The organism is Paenibacillus farraposensis (assembly GCF_020736845.1).
In the GTDB taxonomy this organism is placed as follows: Bacteria; Bacillota; Bacilli; order Paenibacillales; family Paenibacillaceae; genus Paenibacillus; species Paenibacillus farraposensis.
In genome coordinates this window covers 219,482-243,077 of the sequence record NZ_JAFFQR010000015.1, presented here as the reverse complement: position 1 = coordinate 243,077, position 23,596 = coordinate 219,482, and the positions used below count along the sequence as shown (strand labels likewise).

The window sequence follows — 23,596 nt, the reverse complement described above, 5'->3', positions numbered from 1 at the left end:
ATTCCTCTCTAATGTACCCTTGCCTGTTCAACCAAAGCATGCTTTAGCACCTGATCCATATGGGCAACGGGGACAAATTCAACATCCTGCCGGATACTGTCGGGAATATCCTTCAAATCCCGTTCGTTATCTTTCGGAAGCAGAATTTTTTTGTAGCCCGCCCGGTGAGCCGCCAGCGACTTTTCTTTCAGTCCACCGATCGGCAGCACGCGACCACGAAGGGTGATTTCCCCCGTCATCGCCACATCCTTGGATACATGACGATTAGTCAAGGCGGAAATCAATGCTGTCGCAATGGTGATTCCCGCAGATGGCCCATCCTTCGGAATGGCTCCCTCAGGAATATGAATGTGGATATCATTTTTCTCATAAAAGTCCGGCTCAATCCCCAAATCGACCGCTTTGGAGCGAGTATAGCTGAATGCGGCCTGTGCGGATTCCTTCATCACATCACCAAGCTTACCTGTAAGAATCAGTTTACCGGTACCGGGCACAACCGTCACTTCGATCATTAGCGTTTCGCCGCCAACCTCTGTCCATGCCAGACCTGTAACCGTGCCAATCTGATCCTCCAGTTCCGCTACACCATAACGGAATTTGGCAATGCCCAAATAATCTTTCAGATTATCCGGTGTAATTTGAATCGGCCCTTCCCCACCGGATACCACTGTCTTCGCAGCCTTGCGGCACAGGGAAGCCAATTGCTGCTCCAGATTACGCACACCAGATTCACGGGTGTATTCACGAATGACACGCAGCAGCGTATCCTCCCCCATGACCAACTGATCCTCTTCCAAGCCATGCTCTCTCTTCTGTTTGGGCAACAGGTACCGATTGGCAATCTCCAGCTTCTCCAGTTCGGTGTAACCGGGAATATAAAGTGTCTCCATGCGATCCATCAGTGGACGCGGGATATTGTGCGCAGCATTTGCAGTCGTCACAAACATTACGTTGGACAGATCAAATGGCAGCTCGACAAAATGGTCGCTGAACGTATTGTTTTGCTCGGGATCAAGTACTTCCAGCAATGCCGCTGAAGGGTCCCCCCTAAAATCGGACGCCATTTTATCAATTTCATCCAGCAAAAAGACCGGATTAGACGTCCCTGCCGTCTTCATTCCCTGAATAATACGCCCCGGCATCGCGCCAACGTAAGTCCGGCGATGGCCACGTATTTCAGCTTCATCCCGCACACCGCCGAGGGAAATGCGGACAAATTCACGCCCCATGGATTTGGCAATGGAACGAGCCAGCGAGGTCTTGCCGACCCCTGGCGGGCCTACGAGACACAGAATCGGTCCCTTAATGGTCTTCACCAGCTTGCGCACAGCCAAATATTCCAGTACTCGCTCTTTGGGTTTATCCAGTCCGTAGTGGTCATGGTTCAGTATCTCTTCGGCCTTGGCAATATCCAGGTCGTCATCGGTAAACGTATTCCATGGCAAGCTTAACAGCCAATCGACGTAATTGCGGATGACGCCCCCCTCGGCAGAGCTTGCAGGCATTTTCTCCAGACGATCGATTTCCTTTTCGACCTTCTCCTTGACTGGAGCAGGCAGCTCCAGCTCACTCAGCTGGTTGCGCAGCTCTTCAACCTCTCCTGCACGACCTTCCTTCTCGCCAAGCTCCTTCTGAATCGCCTTCATTTGCTCACGCAGATAATATTCCTTCTGCGTCTTTTCCATCTGCTTCTTCACACGCTGGTTGATTTTACGCTCCAGCTCCAGTACCTCACGCTCGTTATTCAAAATATCCAGAAGCTTCTCCAGACGCTCAGAGACATCGATGGTCTCCAGGATATCCTGCTTTTCTTTAATTTTGAGCGTCAGATGGCTTGTGATGACGTCTGCCAGCCGTCCGGGCTCCTCAATATCAGACACCGCAGCGAGCGTCTCGGGTGTTACCTTCTTGGACAAATTGATATAATGCTCGAACTGGGTCAATACGGTGCGCATCAGCGCATCCGTCTCAGGCTGTACGCTTTCGGCCTCATGCAGCTCCTTGGCCAGTACCTCGTAATATTCTTCGTTGTCCATATATTGAATAATCTCGGCACGTTCCAGCCCTTCTACCAGTACTCGTATCGTTCCGTTAGGAAGCTTGAGCATCTGGCGCACCTTGGCTACGGTACCGATTCGAAAAATATCCTCTTGTGCAGGTTCTTCAATATTGACTTCTGATTGAGAACACAGGAGAATCAAATTGTCTTCAACCATCGCTTTTTCCAAAGCCTTAACTGATTTTTCTCGGCCCACATCGAGATGCAGAACCATGCTCGGGTAGACCAGAAGTCCTCTTAAGGGCAACAAAGGAAAACGACGACCTTTTGTCTTGGCGGGTCCCATCGCTTTCGCACCTCCAGTGATTCTCAGGTTCCGGATTTTTACAATCCTCACGTTGTTATCTTCATATTTTATCAAATGTTAAATGAAAAAACCAATGAAAGGGTCATTAATTAGCAAGATCCTGTTTCAGAAATTGCACCATTAAGTGTGCCATCCGCCTGCAGCAAGGAAGATTGGGATGGCCGAAAGACCTCAATTGGCGTATGCACAGGTAAATCTGACGTCATTTCTTCCCCGAACACGTGACGGAACACTTCGGTAATCGACTGTACGGGGATCACTTGCAAGCCCTCAATATTGGCAAAAAGAACTTGCCAGTTTTCCTGGGGAATGATCACTTTTTTGGCTCCTGCCTGAAAAGCCGCCTCGACCTTGGCCAATACGCCGCCAATCGGTTTGACACGGCCGTGGATGCTAACCTCGCCGGTCATTGCAATTTCGTGATCCACCGGAATTTCCCTCATGGCGGATGCAATAGCTGTCGCCATCGCGATCCCTGCCGACGGGCCATCCACAGGTGTTCCCCCTGGAAAATTGATATGCAAATCGTAATTCGACGGAGACAATCCGAGTGTTCGCAATACAGTCAATACATTTTCCACAGAACCTTTAGCCATACTCTTACGTCGCAGCGTACGGGAGCCTCCTCCGATTTCCTCCTCGTCCACTACCCCTGTAATATTATAGGTTCCGGTTCCTTCGGGTACGGGAACTGCCGTAACCTCAATTTCCAGCAGCATCCCCATATTCGGTCCGTATACGGCTAATCCGTTAACAAATCCGATTTGCGGCAAACCCGGTACTTTTCGGTCAGGGCGCGGCTGGATTTGACTGCTTCCCGCTACCCATTCCACATCGGAAGCGTTGAGAATCTCCCGTTTCTCGGTAAGTGCCAGCCCGGCAGCAAGCTGGATCATATTGACTGCCTCCCGGCCGTTCGTAGCATAACGCTGTATGACTTCGACCGCCTCGGGACAAGGTTCAAAGCCCAGCTTCTGGACAGCATCCTCAGCAATGCGAGCAATCTCCTGTGGCTGAAGGGCACGGAAATATATTTCCATACACCGGGAACGGATGGCGGGCGGCAGCTCATGTGGTGAACGGGTCGTCGCACCTACCAAACGAAAGTCAGCTGGCAAACCATTTTGAAAAATATCGTGAATGTAGGCAGGAGTATGCGTATCTTCTGAATTGTAATATGCGCTCTCCAAAAATACCTTGCGGTCCTCCAGTACTTTCAACAGCTTATTCATCTGCGTCGGGTGCAGCTCGCCAATCTCATCAATGAACAGCACACCTCCATGCGCCTTTGTTACAGCTCCAGGCTTAGGCTGCGGAATACCTGCCACCCCCATAGCTCCCGCCCCTTGATAAATGGGATCATGCACCGAGCCTATTAACGGGTCCGCAATACCACGCTCATCAAACCGTGCTGTCGTGGCGTCAATCTCCGTAAATTTTGCATCGGCTTTGAATGGAGAGGACAGATTTTTTTTTGCCTCTTCCAGTACGACGCGTGCAGCGGCCGTCTTTCCTACCCCCGGCGGACCATAAATAATTACGTGCTGCGGATTCGCACTACAGAGCGCCGCCTTGAGCGCACGCAGTCCGTCCTTCTGACCGACGATATCCTGTAATGTCGCCGGCCGGGTGCGTTCAGCCAAAGGCTTGGTAAGTGAAATGGAACGCAGTTTGCGCAGCTTATCCAGCTCTTTCCGGGACTCCCGGTCCACCGCACTACGATTCGTTTTCTGGCCCCGCAGGAGATTCCAGAAATACAGACCGATGACAATCCCGAAAAACATTTGTACCAACAACAAAATCATAGTCAAGTCCATTGTATACCCTCCGTTTCTCATCTCAGCAATTTAGAAAAGTGCTGCTCTATGAAAGACAGTATTTCCTTTTCCGCGATAGCTAAACGGCGGTCTTTCAAAAGATCAGAGGGAAAATGCAAAAACACCGTGAAGAACCATTCTGTAGCAGAACGATTCTCCACGGCGATAAGATCATGGCTCTACACCTTTTCGGCTGTATGACGTTCCTCGCGCCCAGGGATTTTGCCTGTCTCTTCATAAGCTTTGACGATGGCATCAATTTCTTTTTTCAACTCATCAACCATATCAGCCTCGGGGACTTTACGGATCATTTGACCATAACGGAACAACAACCCTTCTCCGCGTGCTCCGGCAATGCCGATATCCGCTTCCTTCGCTTCACCCGGACCATTGACTGCGCAGCCCAGTACGGATACTTTAATCGGAACCTTGAGCTTTGCAATATAGTCCTCTACCTCGTTGGCAATAGAGAACAGATCAATGTCCAGACGGCCACAGGTCGGACAGGAAATTAATGTAGCCGCGTTGGTGATCAGTCCAAACGTTTTGAGCAGTTCGCGTGCAACCTTCACTTCTTCCACCGGATCGGCACTGAGTGAAATACGCATTGTGGAACCAATGCCTGCCGACAGCAAGGCCCCCATCCCCGCCGCACTTTTAACCGTTCCGGTGAAGAGCGTACCCGCTTCGGTGATGCCCAGATGGAGTGGATACTTGATAATCTCTGCTGCTTTCATATAAGCGGCAATCGCCATCGGAACGTCGGACGCTTTCAGAGACACGATAATATCGTGAAAATCAAGCTCCTCCAGAATACTGATATGGTACAGCGCACTTTCTACCATTGCTTCTGGCGTAGGATAACCGTACTTATCCAGCAAATGCTGCTCCAGTGATCCGGCATTGACACCGATCCGAATCGGTACCCCTTTTTCCTTACACGCTTTAACCACAGCTTCCACTTTTTCACGTCGTCCAATATTGCCTGGATTAATACGTACCTTGTCAATTCCATTTTCAATCGCCAGTAGCGCCAGCTTGTAATTAAAATGAATATCCGCTACAAGCGGAATATGAATCCGTTTTTTAATTTCCTTAATAGCCGCGGCCGCTTCCTCATTGTTGACAGTAACCCGCACGATTTGACATCCGGCTTCCTCCAAACGGAGAATTTCGGCTACAGTCGCTTCCACATCTGCTGTTTTGGTTGTACACATACTTTGGATGATGACTTCATTGCTGCCGCCAATTGTCAGATTCCCGACTTTAACGGGACGTGTGTCTTGTCGTAAGAACATGTACTTTTCTCTCCCATTAACACCAAACCTCCACCCCTTAAAACCTCATGCGGTTTAATGAAGTGGAGATTCGGGTTCTCATGTTGTAGAGATCGCGAAGTATCAATCCTTAGGCGCTCTCTTCTTGTTTTTTATCCTTATCTGTACCACCGAGTTCCGGTGCGATTTTGTCTTTTACTACCTGTTCGTTAATAACGCAAGTCGTCACATCCTCGCGGGAAGGAACTTCATACATGACGTCGAGCATAATCCCTTCGATGATCGCACGAAGACCACGGGCACCCGTGTTACGCTTGATCGCCTCACGAGCAATGGCTTCCAGAGCATCCTGCTTAAACTCCAGTTGCACATTATCCAGTTCCAGCAACTTCTGGTATTGCTTGGTTAACGCATTTTTCGGTTCAGACAAAATGCGAACCAATGTTTTCTCATCAAGCGGCTCCAGCGTAGAAATGACTGGCAAACGCCCAACAAATTCCGGAATCAACCCGAATTTCAAAAGATCCTCAGGCAATACCATGGAAGTATATTCGCCTGGCTTCAGGTCCTTTTGTTCACTCGTGGCATTAAAGCCGATGACCTTTTTACCGATACGACGTTTGATCATTTGCTCCAGACCATCAAAGGCGCCACCGCAAATAAACAGGATATTGGTAGTATCAATTTGAATAAACTCTTGATGCGGATGCTTGCGACCGCCTTGAGGAGGTACAGAAGCAACCGTGCCTTCCAAAATTTTAAGCAGCGCCTGTTGTACACCTTCACCTGATACATCACGTGTAATGGACGGGTTTTCGGATTTACGGGCTACTTTATCAATTTCGTCAATATATATGATGCCGCGCTCAGCTTTTTCCACATCATAATCGGCAGCTTGAATCAATTTCAGCAAAATGTTTTCAACGTCTTCACCCACATATCCGGCTTCCGTGAGGGAAGTGGCGTCTGCGATTGCAAAAGGAACGTTCAAAATTTTAGCCATGGTTTGCGCAAGCAACGTTTTACCTGAACCTGTAGGTCCAAGCATCAGAATGTTACTTTTTTGCAGCTCTACATCATCAATTTTATTTTGCGTATTAATACGTTTGTAATGGTTATAAACCGCTACGGACAACGACTTTTTCGCTTGATCCTGACCAATTACATATTGGTCCAAGATTTCGCGGATTTGCATCGGTTTTGGAATGTCTTTCAGGTCTATTTCTTCCTCATGACCCAATTCCTCTTCTACAATTTCCGTGCACAGCTCGATGCACTCGTCACATATATACACACCCGGTCCGGCAACAAGCTTGCGGACCTGATCTTGAGATTTGCCGCAGAAAGAACATTTCAATTGTCCTTTTTCATCATTAAATTTAAACATAGAGCCACCCCTTTACAGATTAATCGGTTTAGACAGCACCTGGTCAATGATACCGTATGCTTTTGCCTCTTCCGCTTCCATGAAGAAATCCCGGTCAGTATCACGTTCGATTTTCTCGAGGGGCTGACCTGTACGCTCTACATAGATTTGATTCAGCTTGGCACGTGTTTTAATAATCCAGTCGGCATGAATCAGCATATCAGAGGCTTGGCCCTGAATACCGCCGAGCGGCTGATGGATCATAACTTCACTATTGGTAAGCGCATATCTCTTGCCCGGTGCACCCGCTGTGAGCAGCAAAGAGCCCATACTTGCAGCCATGCCTACACAGATCGTTGATACGTCCGGCTTAATAAATTGCATTGTATCATATATACCCATGCCTGCAGTTACAGAACCACCAGGCGAGTTAATGTACAAATTAATATCCTTCTCCGGATCTTCCGCAGCAAGGAACAGTAACTGTGCAATGACGAGATTGGCGACATCGTCATCAATCGGGCCACTTAAGAAAATGATGCGATCCTTAAGCAAGCGCGAGTAAATATCGTAAGATCGTTCTCCTCGATTCGTTTGTTCCACAACCATAGGGACGAGACTCATCACGACCAACCTCTTTTCCTTAATTAAAATGAACACCTGTATTCATCCGCTTCCTTAATTCCTATTAAAAGGAAAGCAGCGAGCATGAAACGGGGAACACCTTACAAAATATTTTAACATGTTCAAAGTCTCGTGTCATATAAGCATCTGCTCATCTAGCCATGCAGCTGTTTGCAATAAACTCTGTCGAGACCTTCTCATATTTAACCATGTTTCGTATGTATGTGCAAATATACTGTACGGGCTTATGTAAAACAAGAAAACACCACTCACAGCGCCTTCCTGAAACGACCAGAAATTGGGTGGTCTTAGGTAAAAATAAGACACGTAACTTTCACTACGTGCCTTATCTATATCTAATTACTACGTTGTAGCCTGTTACAGCATACCCCGTATATTTTTCACCTAAATTACTCAGCAGCTGGCGCTTCAACTTCTTTGCTGTTTTCAACCAGCAAAGCAATCGTTTTGCGCAGCGAAATTTCTTCTTTCAGGTTTGCTAACGAGCCGTTGCTTTCCAGAATGCTGCGGATTTCTTCAACAGAACGTTTGTAAGCATCTGCCATGTTTTGCAGTTCTTCACTGATTTCCGCTTCAGAAACTTCGATATTTTCTGCTTTGGCCACTTGCTCCAGCACGAGGTTGTTACGTACGCGCTTCTCGGCATCAGCTTTCATTTGCCCTTCCAGGTCTTCCTTGCTTTGACCGGAGAAGCCGAGGAACATTTCAAGGTTCATGCCTTGGCTGCGCAGACGGTTGTCGAAATCGCGAACCATGTTTTGCACTTCGCTCTTGACCATAGCTTCAGGAATGTCGATTGTTGCGTTCTCAGCAACCTTCTCCACTACAGCACCCTCACGGGCTGCTTTAGCTTCATTTTCCTTCCGCTCCAGCAATTGCTTCTTCAAATCTTCCTTGAATTCAGCCAGTGTGTCAAATTCACTTACATCTTTAGCAAATTCATCGTCCAGTTCAGGAAGAACTTTGCGTTTCAGCTCATGAACCTTCACTTTAAATACAGCTTGTTTGCCAGCCAGGTCAGCAGAATGGTAGTTCTCAGGGAACGTTACTTCAACGTCCTTGGAATCGCCAGTGTGCAGACCAATCACTTGGTCTTCAAAGCCTGGAATGAACGTGTTGGAGCCCAGCTCCAGAGAATACTTCTCAGCTTGTCCGCCTTCGAACTGTACGCCGTCAACGGAACCATCGAAATCGATGATAGCGGTGTCGCCGGATTGAGCTGCATCTTCATCAACGACAACCAATTCAGCATGGCGTTGTTGCAGACGCTCCAGCTCTTGAGTCAATTCTTCGTCGCTTACTTCAATTTTGCTTGCAGGCACTTCTACGCCTTTGTACTCGCCCAAAGTTACTTCTGGTTTAACTGTAACTTTTGCTTTGAATTTAAAGGCTTCGCCTTTGGCAAATTGTTCAATTTCAACATCCGGGCTGTCAACCGGAAAGATGTCTGTTTGCTCTACGGCTTGGCCGTAAGCTTCTGGCAGCAAGAAGTCAATTGCATCCTGATACAGACTTTCAATACCGTAGCGTTTTTCAAAAATAGGGCGTGGTACTTTGCCTTTACGGAATCCTGGTACGCTTACTTGTTTTACTACTTTATTAAAAGCTTTGTCGAGTGCAGCGGCTACACGATCCGCGTCAACCTCAACTTCAAGAACCCCGAGGTTCTTCTCTATTTTCTCCCAAGTTGCTTTCATTTTATGCTTTCCCCTCCAACAAAATCTTCACTTAGTTTTCATTAAAATCAACGCACACAAAATAACCATTATAGTATATCTAACATTACTGTCTTTTTCAAGAGCAGCCCTTTGGATGCATTGCAGGTAAACGTTTCCGGCCACTAAGGAGTATTCATACCCGCAGCGACAAATAGTCGCATCGACCGATACGCCTGCTCAAAACGAAAGCGCAACGCATCTGTGATACCGTATATAGCACGTGTTTCTTCCTCATTATGGCTTCCTTTCAAACTTTCCGAAACCGTCTGATGAAGGGCTGCCGCCCATATATCCAGCATTCCGTCCTCTTCCGCCAGCATCGATCTGTAATCATTCGTACCGTACACAGCCATTACAAACTGCGACCACAGCTCCTGTGCAAAATAGAAAAGCGTAGGCTCATGCACCTCGGTCTGATCAGCTACCCGTTCCAAAATACGCGTAATCGGTTCAGGAAATTCACCCGGCTGAAGCGGAACGGTTTCAATATCGATCTCTGCTTTTTCGTCCCCCCGCCTGATTTGAATCGTCCCTTCCATTCCACGTCGCCGCAATGTCTGCAAAATACGGAACTGGAGGAGAGGATGGATTTCCCGTTCCTTTATCCAGCGAAGTAGAGCATCGTCGATTTCCGGCAGCTCCAGATAGGACAACTGCTCAAGCGCTAAAATTGTCTGTTCAGATAGCGGTCCTTCCATAGCCATCTGCAGCAACTTGCTCCCATAGCCGGCATCCTGCTCCTGCTTAAAGCGTGCATGGCGGCGAGCCAACTCAACTTCACCAACCTCGTCTTCTTCCACATCGCCCGTTACTGACCCGCTGTCAACATACTGTGGGAATGCAGCTTCCAGCCACTGTAATAGAGCATTCCATTCATCGTATTGTTTCTGCTCCTGTCCCTGACACCGAATTAAAAAGCGCAGCATCGCCATCGCATCTCCGTAACGTTCGTTCTCAAGCATCACAGTAAGTTGAATTTGATAATAGTCCAGTGTCTTCGGAAACAATACAATATTATTTTCTTTTGTTGTCACCTTGGAGTCCTTTATTAAAGGCACCCCCTCTCCTCCGTAAGCTAAAGTATTTGTAGATTATAAGAGAAACAGCAGCCGAAGTCCAACCACTCGTCTTCCACATATTCACCTGTATTCTAACATACCCTTTTATAAGGCAAAAAAAACTGCGTATACTTTGAACTTATACTGCATAAATTCAAAACAACCAAATAATTCAGGAAATAATACTTGAATCCTTCGAGCCCATGTGATATATTAATATTCGCCTTGATTTTATGTCCCAGTAGCTCAGCTGGATAGAGCAACGGCCTTCTAAGCCGTCGGTCGGGGGTTCGAATCCCTCCTGGGACGTCACAAGCTTCCTACCATTATGTGGGAAGCTTTTTTTCGTAGACAAAACTTCCTATTCTTAGGAAGTTTTTTTCATTCCTACACCTATTTTAATGTAGAAAAGCTATTTTCACACTGCTGGTTTAGCGCTTGCAGGAGGCAGTCTTTTATATGCGGAGACGCGGGTTTCCGGCAACTGCTCTTTAAAAAAAACACAGAGATTGCTATCATCTATCATGTTGCCTAAATAAACATTTCATTTAATAAGCTTACCTCAACAGAGAATATATTTATCATCCCCCTCGAACGTGATGAGTAATAAGGAGATCAACAATGAAATTAATATCTTGGAATGTTAATGGCTTGAGAGCCTGTGTGAACAAAGGATTTTATGCTTATATAAAAGAGACGGGTGCCGATATTTTTTGTGTTCAGGAAACCAAGTTGCAAGAGGGGCAAATTTCCATGGACAATATGGAGGAATACACTCAGTACTGGAATTATGCCGAGAAAAAAGGATATTCCGGCACGGCGATCTTCACCAGAATCAAGCCGCTTTCTGTGCATTATGGCCTTGAAGAGAACAAGGAGCCTGAAGGCAGAACGATTACGCTGGAATTCGAGACATTTTATCTGGTTAATGTATATACTCCGAATACCAAACGGGATTTGTCCCGATTGCCATACAGACTGGAATGGGAAGACCGTTTCCGTCACTATTTGCAACAACTGGATATAATAAAGCCTGTCATTGTTTGCGGGGACTTAAACGTGGCTCATCAGGAGATTGATTTAAAAAATGCAAAAGCCAACCATGGCAATGCCGGATTTACGCCTGAGGAACGGGAGCGAATGTCGCAGCTGCTCGCCGCCGGATTTACGGACACTTTCAGATACTTTTATCCTGACCGGACGGATGTTTATTCCTGGTGGTCCTACATGCCGAAGGTGAGAGAACGGAACATCGGCTGGCGGATCGACTACTTCCTCGTCTCGGACAGACTTCGCCCGCTATTAATAGATGCAGGCATAGATTGCGATATTATGGGCAGCGACCATTGCCCTGTTATACTGGAAATACAGAACATTTCAGCATAGCTCCCCCCCTGACACAAAGACTTATAAAGACTGAAAAAAGCCGTCATGCCCGGTTGTTACAGCATGACGGCATACATGATCATGATAAATAGGATTCCCCCTCCCTGTTTAAAACCCGTTATTCGCCATCACCTGCTTGAACCACAGCGCACTTTGTTTTGGGGTACGTTCCTGTGTTTTGTAGTTGACATGTACAATACCGAAACGTTTGCTATAGCCCCAGGCCCATTCAAAGTTATCAAGGAAAGACCAGACAAAATAGCCCTCAAGTCGTCCTCCCTCCCCGATAAAGCGGTGACATGCCTTTAAATGCTCCTCAATGTAACGCTGGCGCCCGGTGTCTTCAATCTCCCCATTCACCAGTTCGTCCTTCATCGCTGCTCCGTTTTCCGTAATCAGAATAGGTAAGCCCTTGGTAAAATCCTTCTCAATCCGGGTCAGCAGTTTATAAAAGGATTCGGGATGAATTTCCCACCCCATATCCGTTACCGGCTTCTCGATTCGAACCTGCTCCATCTGCAGCAGCGAATCATCTGTCGTGGCTCGAATGACACTGCGGGCATAATAGTTAATGCCCAAAAAATCCCCCGGCTGCTGAATCAGCTCCATATCTCCGGGTCGTACAAAATCCAGTCCGTTCAGGTATTCCCCATACCATTCAACCATATCCTCCGGATATTTTCCGTTAAATAGCGGCTCGGCAAACCAGCGATTAATAAAGCCATCCCGCCGGGCAGCAGCAACTACGTCCTCAGGCCGTTCAGAAGCTGCGTCCACATGCTCCATGTTCAGTGTAAGACCAATGTTACCCGTTAGTCCCTTTTCCTTGTGTAAATGAATAGCTGTACCATGACACAACAAAATGTGATGGGCAGCGATAAAGGCTTCCCTCCAGTTCTGATGACCAGGGGCATGCTCCCCTGTGCCATAACCCAAAATGGAAGCGCAATAAGGCTCATTTATTGTATTCCACCAGTTTATACGCTGTCCGAAGCGATCCATCAATACAGAGGCATATGTTTTAAAATGCTGAACAATATCACGCTGCGTCCAGCCGCCCTCATTCTCGATCCACTGCGGCAAATCCCAATGATACAGCGTCAGCATCGGAATTAGTCCGGCGGCCTCAATTTCATCCAGCAGACGTTCATAGAAGAGCAATCCTTGCTCGTTAATCACGCCCGGTGCGGGAATAACGCGCGGCCAGGCCACGGAAAAACGGTAATGTATAAAGCCAAGCTGCTTCATGAGCAGCACATCTTCCTTATAGCGGTGAAAATGGTCACAAGCTGCATCTCCGCAGTCACCGCCGTTCACCTTCCCTGGTTCTTGGCAGAACGTATCCCAAATGGATGGCGTTCTCCCTCCTTCTGCCACACCACCTTCTATTTGATAAGAAGAGGTTGAGGTTCCCCACATAAACCCAGCGGGAAATAAAAAGGCAGTATCACTCATATTCGGTATCTCCTTTCAGGAATCAAGACTTCACAGCTCCAGCCATCGCACCGCCCACAATAAAGCGCTGGAGGAAAATATACAAAATAACCAGTGGTAATGTAACAATCAGGATACCGCAAGCGAGCAGCGGCCAGTTGTTCATGTATTGTCCGTAGAAGGAGAACAATCCCTTGGTCACCGGCTGAAACGCGGGATCAGACAAATAAATGGTAGGACCTATAATGTCGTTCCACACCCCAATGGCTGTCAAAATGATACCTGTCGCCAGCACTGGCTTCATCAGCGGCACAAGAATCGTAAACAAATAGCGTGTATATCCACACCCGTCCATCGCCGCCGCTTCATCCAGTTCCCGTGAGACAGACTTGATATATCCCACAAACATCAGAAAAGCAATGCCGGTCCCTGTTGTTTTCAGCAAAATAAAACCAAGCTGCGTATTGTAAAGCCCCAGACTATTAATCAGAGCAAATTGCGGAATCAGCGGGTTCGGAAGATACATGGAGATGAGAAAGAACATATAAAAGAACGTGCTGAACCTAACGTATCCCCTTGCCAGCGGGAAAGCTGCAAATACGGATAGCAGCAATGTAAACAGTGTAGATGCTCCCGTATACAAAATGCTGTTCCACATGTACTGGGAGAAATTCCCTTTTTCCCAGGCGTCCATGAAATTCTCCAAGCGCAGGCCCTTGGCTATAGCCACAGGATCTATCAGATACTCACTCTGTGTCTTCATGGATACATTAAAGAGGTAGAAAAGCGGAAATAAATACAGGGAAAGCATGAGCAGTACGATGAAGTAGCTCAATATTCTGGTTCGCTTGGTACCGCCCATTACATTTCCACCTCTCTTCTTCGCAAGTAATAGAGGGCAATCATCGACACCATAAATACGAACAGGAACTGAATCATGGCTACTGCGGAAGCAAGACCATAATCCGACGTACCGGAGCCGAAAGCCGTTGCGTACACATCAAACGCAAGTGTCGTCGTGTTGAATTTGCCCCCTGTCAGCACATAAATAATGTCAAAGGTTTGCAATGCTCCGATAATGGACAGGAGCATATTGACTGTAAAGGACGGTGCTATCATCGGAAAGGTAATATTTTTGAACGCTTTCCATCCGGAAGCGCCGTCCATATAGCCCGCTTCATACAAATCACTAGGAATGGATTGGAGTCCGGCTAAAAAAATAGTCATTGAGTAGCCCATGTACATCCAAATTTGCACAAAAATAATCAATTCAAATGCGATATCATAGTCTCCAAAAAAATTGGAGCGGGTTCCAAAAAAACTCATCATGGTTTGCGCAGGGCCGCCAAGCGGGTTGGCAATCAGCTGCCAGATCAGACCGGATACCGTGACCCCAAGCACCACCGGCAAGAAAAATACAGCGCGGTAAAACACATCACCTTTGAGCTTTTTATTAATAATGACAGCCATGAACAACCCCACTGCATTTTGAATCAGAACTACGGCTACGGCAAAATATAAGGAACGACCAATAGAAGCGATACGGTCTCCGGAGTCGGATGAGGTAAAAAAGGTCGTATAATTCTCGAGTCCGACAAAATTCCATACCTGTCCCGGAACCCCTGTAGCATCCGTAAAGGAGAACAGTACGGTTATCATAGAAGGGCCAAAGCCAAAAAACAAATAGAGCAGAACTGGAATACTGAGCAAAAGATACGGCATTAACCGGGCCGCACCCTTTCCGAAAGGATACATGGGTCTCACACCCTTTACATTATTTATGGAAGCATTGATTTATTTAGGGGCCGCCGCATCCCAGTCTGCCTGGGATTTTTTCGCAAGCTCCAAAGGCGTTTTTAACGGTCCGGCAGGGGCCAGAAATTCCGCATGCACGCTTGCATCCTTAATGTACTGTCCTACATTCTTGCGATTGATAAACAGCTGATCCCAAGACAACTTGAAGTTTTCAAGTGAAGGCTGGATTTCAATGATAAAGTCACTCTTGATCTTCACATCAGGCTGTGTAGGCAAAAATCCGGCGGCATTCACAAAATCCGTGTAGTTCTCCTTCTCGGAGAGCATCTCGAGCCACTTGAGCGCATAAGCCTTGTTTGGCGACTTTTCCAATACCATCCATGTCATATCATACTTGCCTGCAAGGTCCTTATTTTTGGCCGGATCATTACTGCCCGGAATCGGAAAATAACCAAATTTCATCTGTGGATTGGCTGTCTGGATCGTAGTAGCATCCCACGTACCATCTGCAATCATGGCTACACGCCCCGTCGCAAACAAACTTGGCAAGGTTCCATAATCAATCCCCATAAATCCGCCGATGGCATTATTCATCAGGATTTGCGATTTTTCCAGCACTTCAAGCTGGACGGGATCTGTCAACTTTGTCTTGCCTGTCCACAGCCCTTTGATATATTCCAGCTGATCATCATGGATGGAGGCCTGAAGCCCTTGAACAGCAAGGTTAATAGGCCATACATCCTTGCCGCCAAAGCCGATTGGTTCTACGCCATTATCCTTGAGCACCTTCATCGCACGCACCAGTTCGTCCCATGTCGTGGGCACAGCAAGATTATATTTTTCGAAAATCTCCTTGTTGTAAAACAGACCTGTCAGTGCCACCTTCCCCATATTTACACCGTATACCTTGTCCTTATAGGTCATGGCATTTTTGACATCTGCAGGATTGTAGTTTTTTATAAAAGCCTGATCTGACAGATCGGCTATTAGTCCTCCATCAATCCATTGCTTCCACATCGGGTCAGCTGCTCCCTTGGACCATTCCTGCGGAGCGCCTACAAAGCTGAATTTTAGAGGAATAATGTCTGCATCCCCGGTTGTACCGGCATTCATGCGGGTTTGCATCAGTTGATCATAAGTGGAGTCTGCAGGAACAGTCGTATATTCTACCTGAACCTCCGGATATTTCTCTTCAAACTTTTTATTGAATTCCTTTATATAGTTATTAATATTTTCTTGCTGCCAATGAATAATCTTTAAAGTGACCTTTTTATTTCCGTCCTGTATAGCTCCGTCACCATTGCCGCAAGCAGCCAGCATCAAAATTAAAGCGGTTACAAAAAATAAAGAAAAACTCTTTTTCAGCATTGCAGAATCCCCCATCTCATCTTAGAATAAATACATTTGCCTCCTGCGAACACATAACACGAAAGCAGTTTCGTTATTTTCAAATACCATTATGTAACAAATGATCTGCATTTGTAAATAGAGATTTGTGAATTATCAAAAAAACGCGAAACATAGTTGAAATGAGGTTTTCATTCCATAATATATGGAAATTAATTTTTAAATCATCCAGTTGACTCTCCTCTATAAGTTAGCATAGAATACGAGTAATTATTACATTTTGTATGTACAGCTCATATATCTAAAGCGGTTTAGTTTGGAGGATTTCATGAATATCAAAACAATAGCTAGCATGGCAGGCGTATCGGTGGCAACCGTTTCGAAAATTATAAACAATTACACGGATATCAGCGAGGAAACCCGGCAGCGTGTGCTTAAAATTATGGAGGAAACAGGGTATAGACCCTCCTCTTCGGCTAAAACGCTTGCTACCAAAAAATCAAATCTGGTAGGTGTTATATTCGCCGGTAAGTTGAATGTCGATTTCGGCCATCCATTTTTTGTAGATATCATTAATGTCTTCAAAAAACAGATTGGCTTGCTCGGTTATGATCTGCTGTTTTTTTCGAATGAGAAATTCCTGGATACTGGTGAGGACTATTTGGCTCGCTCAAAATATTTCTCGGTGGACGGGTGCATTATTATTGCCGGAGATGAAGTGGAAAAAAGCGTTTTTGATCTCGATGCCAGTCCCATTCCCTGCATCGGTGTCGATATTGAACTAACAGGAGTCAATTCCTGCTATATTATGTCTGACAATCAGAAAATTTCCACGAAGGTTGTTGAGCATTTTTACATGAATGGCTACCGTGATATCGGTTTTATAGGCATTGAACGTCCATCCCTGGTTATTAAAGAGAGAGAAGAAGCCTTTATCACATCACTAAAACGGTTTAGCCTTGAGGTCAGACCTGAATGGTTTGTGTATGGCAAGGATTATGCAGCAGAAGATGGATACCAGATCGCCAAGGCGTGGATAGAGCAAGGAAATTTGCCGAAGGCTGTTTTTGCGGCTACCGATCTGCTCGCCTTTGGTGCGATGCGCGCTTTCAAGGAAAGCGGCTTGCAGGTTCCCGAGGATGTTGCTGTGGTGGGGTGCGATGATATAGAAGCCTGTCGTTATACCGACCCTCCTCTGACCACAGTAAAGCAGGACACACAAAAAATAGGCCGTCTAGCCGCAATGGTGCTGTTCGACCTGATGAAGAAACAGATGGAGACCAAATGTATTAAGATAGAACCGGAACTGGTCATCCGCAGTTCCTGCGGAGCCCGGCAAAATTGGAACCATATGCTGATCAAAGGTCAGCACACACCTTAAAGCCTCTCAGCGATTACAACTGATCGGCTATCCTTTGACCCGCCAGATGGACATTGCTTTCAAAGTGTCCATCTGGCGGATCAGGGCAACTGCCATCAGGCTATGATTTGTAGGCCATGGCCGCGTTCACAGCCCTTTTCCAGCCTTGATACAGGCTGTCTCGTGTTGCCGTATCCATAGCAGGGACAAATGTGCGTTCCGCCCTTACACGCTGGCGCAGCTCATCCATACTGTTCCAGTATCCCGTAGCCAACCCGGCCAGACATGCGGCCCCCAGTGCCGTCGTTTCATGGATAACAGGCCGTTCCACCGTAGCATCCAAAATATCGCTTTGGAATTGCATCAGGAAATTGTTCAGCACAGCTCCTCCATCTACCCGCAACATTTTCACTGTGATACCGGAATCAATCTCCATCGCTGTAAGCACATCCTTGGTCTGATAAGCGAGTGACTCCAATGTGGCACGGATAAAATGCTCCTTGGTGGTTCCCCGGGTCAGGCCGAACATCGCTCCACGCACTTCACTATCCCAGTAGGGACTTCCCAGGCCAACAAAAGCAGGCACAAGATACACACCTTCTGTAGAGGAGACACGGACTGCATAGGGCTCGCTATCCTTTGCTTCACGGAACATGCGCAGACCGTCGCGCAGCCATTGAATTGCAGAGCCTGCGACAAACACACTCCCCTCCAGTGCATATTGCACTTTGCCTTCCTTCAGCCCCCATGCGATGGTCGTAATGAGGCCATGCTTGGATTCCACAGGTTCATCCCCCGTATTCATCAGCATGAAGCAGCCTGTGCCGTAAGTGTTTTTAATCATCCCTTTTTCATAGCAGGCCTGCCCAAACAAAGCTGCCTGCTGATCACCCGCTGCACCAGCAATCGGTATATTTTGCCCAAAGAAATGATAATCCACCGTGTGCGCATATACCTCAGAGGAAGGTCTGACCTCAGGCAGCATGATTTTGGGCACACCGAGAATATCCAGCAGCTCTTCGTCCCACTTGAGTTCGTAAATGTTAAACATCAGCGTTCGGGCCGCATTGGAGTAGTCTGTCACATGTGCCTTTCCGCCGGACAGCTTCCAGATCAGCCACGAATCAATCGTGCCGAATAACAAGTCGCCACGTTCTGCCTTTTCTCTCGCCCCCTCCACATGATCCAGAATCCACTTCACTTTGGTGCCGGAAAAATACGGATCGATCAATAGCCCTGTTTTGCTGTGAAACAGTTCTTCATAGCCCTGCTCCTTCAATTCCTCACAGATATCCGAGGTTTGGCGCGACTGCCATACGAGCACATTGTACACAGGCAATCCCGTATTTTTATCCCAAACAGCTACCGATTCCCGCTGGTTGGTAATACCGATGGCGGCAACCTGGCTTGCCTTTACACCCGATTCGGACAGACAGGATGCGATGACGCCCAGAATGGAACTCCAGATTTCATTGGCATTCTGCTCCACCCAGCCGGGCTGGGGAAAATATTGCGGAAATTCCCGTTGAGCGGAATACACCACATCTCCTTCTTTATTGAACAGAATCGCTCTTGAGCTTGTCGTGCCTTGGTCCAGTGACAAAATATATTTTTCCATCGTTCATCTCTCCTCTGTAAATCAATCCATTTTATACGGTTAGTTTGTCGGTGATAGAGCTTTTGTAACTACGACTGAAACGGAAAGCAAGCAGTAGTACGATCACAATAATGCCGAGCAAAATCCAGAAAGCCGGGCTCACCTGCCCTTTAAACACAGCCTGGTAAAATAGCCCTCCGAAAGATCCTCCCAATAACGGACCTGCAATGGGTACCCAGGCATATTTCCACCCGGATGCTCCCTTGCCGGGAATCGGCAGTACATAATGGACAAGACGCGGGCCCAAATCCCTCGCCGGATTAATGGCATAGCCCGTCGTCCCGCCAAGGGATAAACCGATGCTGACGACCAGAAAACCGACAATTAACGGATGAAGGCCCTCTGTAAATGTATTGGCACCAAGCGACTGTAGGGCAAGAACAAAGATAAACGTGCCTATCATTTCACTAAGCACGTTGGCGAACGGATAATCAATAGCTGGACCCGTGGCAAATACACTGAGTTTGGTGGCTGCGTCCTCCGTCTTTTTCCAATGGGGCCAATAATGCAACACCACAATCACGGCACCTGCCATGGCACCAAGAAGCTGAGCCGCTATATAGCCGGGAACGTCTTGCCATGGAAAAACACCCTGAAATGCCAACGCCAGCGTCACCGCCGGATTCAAATGGGCTCCGCTGATTGGACCTGCCGCATACACTGCGACCGCAACCGCAAGCCCCCATCCCATTCCGATGACAATCCAGCCGGAAGCGTGGGCAAATGATTTTTTCAGGGATACCCCTGCACACACCCCGCTACCCAGAACAATCAGAATCATCGTCCCTATAAACTCGGCTGCGTATGGCGACATACAACCTACCTCCTCAATAGATCACCCGATTTTTAATCGCATTCATCGCGCGCAAAAAAAGAAAAGCCATTACAAACCGCTCCCGTGTTGTGGTATGGGATGTCTGCGTGGCTCTCCTGTCTCCGTCACGATTATTAACTTAAATTTGATATTATATAAGTATGTAAGCGTTGTCAACTACAAATTTAAAATGTTCCAGATATCGAAATAATCGTTGACTATGTCAGATTTCCCCCTTTATGATGTAAAAAAATGGGTAGTAAAATTCAGACATATGCGGATATGTTGTTCCCAAACCGATGATGAAGGGAAGAAGGTCATGCTGAAATTACTGCAAAAAATCGGAAAATCGTTAATGCTTCCGGTAGCGACACTACCCGCGGCGGGGATTTTGCAAGGGCTGGCTCTGATCAACTATGAGACGGATATTCCGCTTGGCCCTGCGGTAGGCGGTTTTTTGAATCATTATGTCACTCCTTTTTTGAACCAAGGCGCAGGCGCCATCTTCGGCAACCTGGCGTTAATCTTTGCCATCGGTGTTGCGATCGGCCTGGCAGGGGATGCGGTGGCCGCACTATCCGCAGTCATCGCCTATATGGTGCTGATCCGGATTTTGGCGGCAGTACCGGGCATTTTTGCATATATTCCCGATGACGTTAAGCTGGATATGGGGGTGCTGGGCGGCATTTTTATCGGCGGTTGGTCTGCTTATCTATTCAAAAAATATCACAATATCCAGCTTCCGGATTGGCTTGGCTTCTTTTCCGGCAAACGTTTTGTCCCTATGATTACTGCCTTCACCACCATAATTTGGGCCGTTCTGCTCGGTATGATCTGGAGTCCGGTACAGGATATGATTGCGGCCTTCGGCAACTGGATTGTCGGTTTTGGCGGCATTGGCTCGATGGTGTTCATGATTGCCAATCGGCTGCTGATCCCGCTCGGTCTGCATCATGTACTGAACTCTATCGCTTGGTTCCAGATTGGTGATTATACGAATGCAGCGGGCGAGGTTGTACATGGTGATCTGACCCGTTTCTTTGCAGGCGATAAATCGGCGGGTCTGTTCATGTCCGGCTTCTTTCCTATTATGATGTTCGCGCTTCCGGCAGCCGCCCTTGCATTCATCCATACAGCCCAACCTGAAAAACGCAAAGCGGTTGCTTCTATTTTCATCGGTTCTGCGCTTGCATCGTTTCTAACGGGAATTACCGAGCCGCTCGAATTTTCCTTTATGTTCATTGCACCGTTGCTTTATGGCATTCATGCACTGCTTACAGGTCTGAGCGGCCTGATCATGTATCTTCTGGATGTCAAACTTGGCTTTTCTTTTTCAGCCGGACTCATTGACTATTTGGTCAACATGAAGCTGTCCACCCACCCGCTGCGAATGATTGCCGCCGGTCTGGCTTTTGCCGTCATATATTATTTCCTGTTCCGGTTTATCATTGTCAAATTCAATCTCAAAACACCCGGACGCGAAGATGACGCAGAAAACAGCCTCCTCTCAGATACTAGCCAATCCATATCTATTGAAAAGCCAGCAGCGCTATCTGACAGTCAAGAGAACGATGCAGCAAAAATACTTGCCCATCTGGGCGGTTCGGACAATATCCAAAGCATCGATGCATGTATTACACGGCTGCGGCTGGTTGTCAAAGACGACAAAGCGGTTAACGATCAAGCTCTCAAGCAGCTCGGAGCTTCGGGGATTATCAGGCTTGGTAACGGTGTGCTGCAGGTGATATTTGGTACACGGTCTGAAATTCTGAAAGATGAAATGCAGCGGTTGATGTAAGTAAGTTCAGGTCCACAAAAAGGGTATCTCTTCAATCATCGAGATACCCTTTTGGATTGCCGTCCATCTGCTAACAACTTAGATACGCTTACATTATATTGTTATATATATGATGTTACTCACCCCTTTGGGGTTCAGGAATGCAGCTTCCCGCTGATTCGCTCCTGTCCGCGTACTCCGACGGGAATACAGCCATCCGCTGACGGTTCATCCCGGCGAACGGCCAAAAAGGGAGTGTCCTCGCAAGCCTGTGATGGCTCAGGGCACTCCCTTTTGGAATTTATAAATGAACCGTTTGTCCTTTTTCTTCTACCTGGATCGCCGCGCCTACATTGGCACCTGTAAAGATATCCTTGTTCTTGTTGGAATACAGAGAGTTCATATAGATTCGAGTTTCTGCAACGACAATGCCTGACAAACCAAGCAGCGCAATCAGGTTTGGAAAGGCCATCATCGCGTTAAAAATATCTGCGAGCAGCCAGATTGCATCCAGTTTAATGAACGCCCCGCCGGCAACCAGTGCGATGAACAAATAACGATATGGCTTAATCCACTTGACGCCAAGCAAATATTCAACACATCGTTCCCCGTAGTAGTTCCAGCCAAGCATGGTCGTGAACGCAAACATAATCAGAATGATCGTAAGCAATTCTGCGCCTAGCGGAAATGCGCTGGAAAATGCCTGCTGAGTCATTAGACCCGCATCGGTAGGTCCACTCCACACACCGCTCACCAGCAGCGTCAGCCCGGTCATCACACATATAACCATCGTATCAATGAACACGCCTGTCATGGAAATCAGCCCTTGCTCCGCAGGCCATTTGGTTTTGGCGGCTGCGGCAGCAATCGGTGCGCTACCCAGACCTGCCTCATTGGCAAAAATACCTCTGGCTACCCCGCTGCGCATCGCCAGCATAATCGTAGCCCCGGCAAAGCCGCCCGTCGCAGACGTAGTTGAAAACGCTGAATGCAGCACAAGTGCAATGGCGGCCGGAAGTTGATCCGCGAACCGGATCAGTACGATGATACAGATCAGTACGTATAAGCCTGTTTTGAAGGGAACGACCTTCGTTGATACCTTGGCAATGCTTTTGAGTCCTCCAATGGTGACCAGTGCTGTAAGGGTAGCAATAATCAACGCCGTTACAATCGGCGGAACACCAAAGCTGTTCTCGGTCGAGGACACAATGGCCTTGACCTGCGGAAACGTTCCGATTCCGAACAGCGCTACCAGCATCCCCGAAAAGGCAAACAGCATGGCCAGCGGCTTAAAGCGGCGCCCCAGACCATTTTCAATATAATACATCGGGCCACCGGAAAATTGTCCATTCCGGTCCTTCACGCGATATTTTACGGCAAGCACGCCTTCTGCATATTTTGTTGCCATCCCGAAAAAGGCGGCCACGACCATCCAGAACAAGGCGCCCGGTCCGCCCAGCTTAATGGCTGTCGCCACGCCGACAATGCTGCCTGTGCCGACTGTAGCTGCCAACGCCGTACTCAGGGCCGCAAAGCTGCTTACATCTCCGCTGCCTTCATTGGGGGCCTTGCCGATCAGCTTGATCGCCAAAGGCAGGTGCAATACCTGCAGCAATTTTAAACGTATGGTCAGCCACAATCCCGTTCCCATAACGAGAATGATCAGAGGCGCCCCCCACATCCAACTGCTAATCGTTTCCAATACATGAACCAAATTCATCTCAACCCGCTCCTCCAGCATATTCAAAAACAAAAAAGAGTCAAATCCGCTGATTCGACTCCTGGAGAGGTTAAAGGCACGAAAAAATAAAACCCTTTT

General features: G+C 47.5%; 17 protein-coding genes and 1 tRNA gene. 4 read left to right on the top strand and 14 right to left on the bottom strand.

Annotation, left to right across the window (positions count from 1 at the left end; all coding sequences use genetic code 11):
- Positions 1-8 precede the first annotated feature (8 nt).
- The 7 genes from lon to JO375_RS04075 all read right to left on the bottom strand — a co-directional run bounded on the left by lon (position 9) and on the right by JO375_RS04075 (position 10,247).
- Complete coding sequence (gene lon / locus JO375_RS04105; RefSeq protein ID WP_229523255.1) at positions 9-2,345, bottom strand: endopeptidase La; 2,337 nt, start codon at positions 2,343-2,345, stop codon at positions 9-11.
- Between the two features lie 110 nt (positions 2,346-2,455).
- Positions 2,456-4,183 carry an ATP-dependent protease LonB gene (gene lonB, locus JO375_RS04100; RefSeq protein WP_229523254.1) on the bottom strand — a complete coding sequence of 576 codons (1,728 nt, stop codon included), beginning with the start codon at positions 4,181-4,183 and terminating at the stop codon, positions 2,456-2,458.
- Between the two features lie 179 nt (positions 4,184-4,362).
- Positions 4,363-5,481: a flavodoxin-dependent (E)-4-hydroxy-3-methylbut-2-enyl-diphosphate synthase gene (ispG, locus tag JO375_RS04095; protein ID WP_229523253.1), complete on the bottom strand. Its 1,119-nt coding sequence runs from the start codon at positions 5,479-5,481 to the stop codon at positions 4,363-4,365.
- Between the two features lie 109 nt (positions 5,482-5,590).
- Positions 5,591-6,847, bottom strand: coding sequence for an ATP-dependent protease ATP-binding subunit ClpX (gene clpX / locus JO375_RS04090; RefSeq protein WP_229523252.1), 1,257 nt, complete (start codon positions 6,845-6,847; stop codon positions 5,591-5,593).
- 12 nt (positions 6,848-6,859) lie between these two features.
- Positions 6,860-7,450 (bottom strand): ATP-dependent Clp endopeptidase proteolytic subunit ClpP, encoded by a 591-nt coding sequence (gene clpP / locus JO375_RS04085; RefSeq protein WP_007431724.1) that lies wholly within the window; start codon positions 7,448-7,450, stop codon positions 6,860-6,862.
- A 410-nt stretch (positions 7,451-7,860) separates the two neighbouring features.
- Positions 7,861-9,168, bottom strand: coding sequence for a trigger factor (gene tig, locus JO375_RS04080; RefSeq protein ID WP_229523251.1), 1,308 nt, complete (start codon positions 9,166-9,168; stop codon positions 7,861-7,863).
- Between the two features lie 143 nt (positions 9,169-9,311).
- Positions 9,312-10,247, bottom strand: coding sequence for a hypothetical protein (locus JO375_RS04075; RefSeq protein ID WP_229523250.1), 936 nt, complete (start codon positions 10,245-10,247; stop codon positions 9,312-9,314).
- A gap of 235 nt (positions 10,248-10,482) precedes the next feature.
- Between JO375_RS04075 and JO375_RS04070 the strand changes: the two genes are divergently transcribed.
- Both JO375_RS04070 and JO375_RS04065 read left to right on the top strand, forming a co-directional pair.
- Positions 10,483-10,556: transfer RNA gene (locus JO375_RS04070), tRNA-Arg, on the top strand.
- A 312-nt stretch (positions 10,557-10,868) separates the two neighbouring features.
- Entirely contained in the window at positions 10,869-11,633 is a 765-nt protein-coding gene (locus tag JO375_RS04065; protein ID WP_229523249.1) for an exodeoxyribonuclease III, read from the top strand.
- Between the two features lie 108 nt (positions 11,634-11,741).
- On the opposite strand, the gene JO375_RS04060 is transcribed toward JO375_RS04065, so the two are convergent.
- From JO375_RS04060 to JO375_RS04045, 4 genes are read right to left on the bottom strand one after another with little or no spacing between them, the layout of a single operon-like run.
- Entirely contained in the window at positions 11,742-13,088 is a 1,347-nt protein-coding gene (locus JO375_RS04060) for a GH1 family beta-glucosidase (RefSeq protein WP_229523248.1), read from the bottom strand.
- Between the two features lie 22 nt (positions 13,089-13,110).
- Positions 13,111-13,929, bottom strand: coding sequence for a carbohydrate ABC transporter permease (locus JO375_RS04055; protein WP_229523247.1), 819 nt, complete (start codon positions 13,927-13,929; stop codon positions 13,111-13,113).
- Positions 13,929-14,822, bottom strand: coding sequence for a carbohydrate ABC transporter permease (locus JO375_RS04050; protein ID WP_229523246.1), 894 nt, complete (start codon positions 14,820-14,822; stop codon positions 13,929-13,931). The genes JO375_RS04055 and JO375_RS04050 overlap by 1 nt, the downstream gene beginning before the upstream one ends.
- A gap of 39 nt (positions 14,823-14,861) precedes the next feature.
- Positions 14,862-16,190 (bottom strand): ABC transporter substrate-binding protein, encoded by a 1,329-nt coding sequence (locus JO375_RS04045; protein WP_229523245.1) that lies wholly within the window; start codon positions 16,188-16,190, stop codon positions 14,862-14,864.
- A 307-nt stretch (positions 16,191-16,497) separates the two neighbouring features.
- On the opposite strand from JO375_RS04045, the gene JO375_RS04040 reads away from it, so the two are divergent.
- On the top strand, positions 16,498-17,550 hold the full coding sequence (locus JO375_RS04040) for a LacI family DNA-binding transcriptional regulator (protein WP_229523244.1): 1,053 nt from the start codon (positions 16,498-16,500) through the stop codon (positions 17,548-17,550).
- A gap of 100 nt (positions 17,551-17,650) precedes the next feature.
- Here JO375_RS04040 and glpK read toward each other — a convergent pair whose 3' ends face one another.
- Positions 17,651-19,147 (bottom strand): glycerol kinase GlpK, encoded by a 1,497-nt coding sequence (gene glpK / locus JO375_RS04035; RefSeq protein ID WP_229523243.1) that lies wholly within the window; start codon positions 19,145-19,147, stop codon positions 17,651-17,653.
- A 31-nt stretch (positions 19,148-19,178) separates the two neighbouring features.
- On the bottom strand, positions 19,179-20,000 hold the full coding sequence (locus tag JO375_RS04030) for an MIP/aquaporin family protein (RefSeq protein ID WP_229523242.1): 822 nt from the start codon (positions 19,998-20,000) through the stop codon (positions 19,179-19,181).
- Positions 20,001-20,319: 319 nt separating this feature from the next.
- On the opposite strand from JO375_RS04030, the gene JO375_RS04025 reads away from it, so the two are divergent.
- Positions 20,320-21,798 (top strand): PTS transporter subunit EIIC, encoded by a 1,479-nt coding sequence (locus JO375_RS04025; protein ID WP_229523241.1) that lies wholly within the window; start codon positions 20,320-20,322, stop codon positions 21,796-21,798.
- A gap of 280 nt (positions 21,799-22,078) precedes the next feature.
- On the opposite strand, the gene JO375_RS04020 is transcribed toward JO375_RS04025, so the two are convergent.
- Positions 22,079-23,497, bottom strand: a complete 1,419-nt coding sequence (locus JO375_RS04020; protein ID WP_229523300.1) for an alanine/glycine:cation symporter family protein — start codon at positions 23,495-23,497, stop codon at positions 22,079-22,081.
- Positions 23,498-23,596 lie beyond the last annotated feature (99 nt).

Coding starts and splice junctions, on each gene's coding strand:
- clpP (WP_007431724.1), bottom strand. CDS start 7,450: ATGAGTCTCGTCCCTATGGTTGTGGAACAAACGAATCGAGGAGAACGA.
- lonB (WP_229523254.1), bottom strand. CDS start 4,183: ATGGACTTGACTATGATTTTGTTGTTGGTACAAATGTTTTTCGGGATT.
- JO375_RS04055 (WP_229523247.1), bottom strand. CDS start 13,929: ATGGGCGGTACCAAGCGAACCAGAATATTGAGCTACTTCATCGTACTG.
- JO375_RS04045 (WP_229523245.1), bottom strand. CDS start 16,190: ATGCTGAAAAAGAGTTTTTCTTTATTTTTTGTAACCGCTTTAATTTTG.
- JO375_RS04060 (WP_229523248.1), bottom strand. CDS start 13,088: ATGAGTGATACTGCCTTTTTATTTCCCGCTGGGTTTATGTGGGGAACC.
- JO375_RS04050 (WP_229523246.1), bottom strand. CDS start 14,822: ATGTATCCTTTCGGAAAGGGTGCGGCCCGGTTAATGCCGTATCTTTTG.
- JO375_RS04065 (WP_229523249.1), top strand. CDS start 10,869: ATGAAATTAATATCTTGGAATGTTAATGGCTTGAGAGCCTGTGTGAAC.
- JO375_RS04025 (WP_229523241.1), top strand. CDS start 20,320: ATGCTGAAATTACTGCAAAAAATCGGAAAATCGTTAATGCTTCCGGTA.
- tig (WP_229523251.1), bottom strand. CDS start 9,168: ATGAAAGCAACTTGGGAGAAAATAGAGAAGAACCTCGGGGTTCTTGAA.
- JO375_RS04030 (WP_229523242.1), bottom strand. CDS start 20,000: ATGTCGCCATACGCAGCCGAGTTTATAGGGACGATGATTCTGATTGTT.
- JO375_RS04040 (WP_229523244.1), top strand. CDS start 16,498: ATGAATATCAAAACAATAGCTAGCATGGCAGGCGTATCGGTGGCAACC.
- clpX (WP_229523252.1), bottom strand. CDS start 6,847: ATGTTTAAATTTAATGATGAAAAAGGACAATTGAAATGTTCTTTCTGC.
- glpK (WP_229523243.1), bottom strand. CDS start 19,147: ATGGAAAAATATATTTTGTCACTGGACCAAGGCACGACAAGCTCAAGA.
- ispG (WP_229523253.1), bottom strand. CDS start 5,481: ATGTTCTTACGACAAGACACACGTCCCGTTAAAGTCGGGAATCTGACA.
- JO375_RS04020 (WP_229523300.1), bottom strand. CDS start 23,497: ATGAATTTGGTTCATGTATTGGAAACGATTAGCAGTTGGATGTGGGGG.
- lon (WP_229523255.1), bottom strand. CDS start 2,345: ATGGGACCCGCCAAGACAAAAGGTCGTCGTTTTCCTTTGTTGCCCTTA.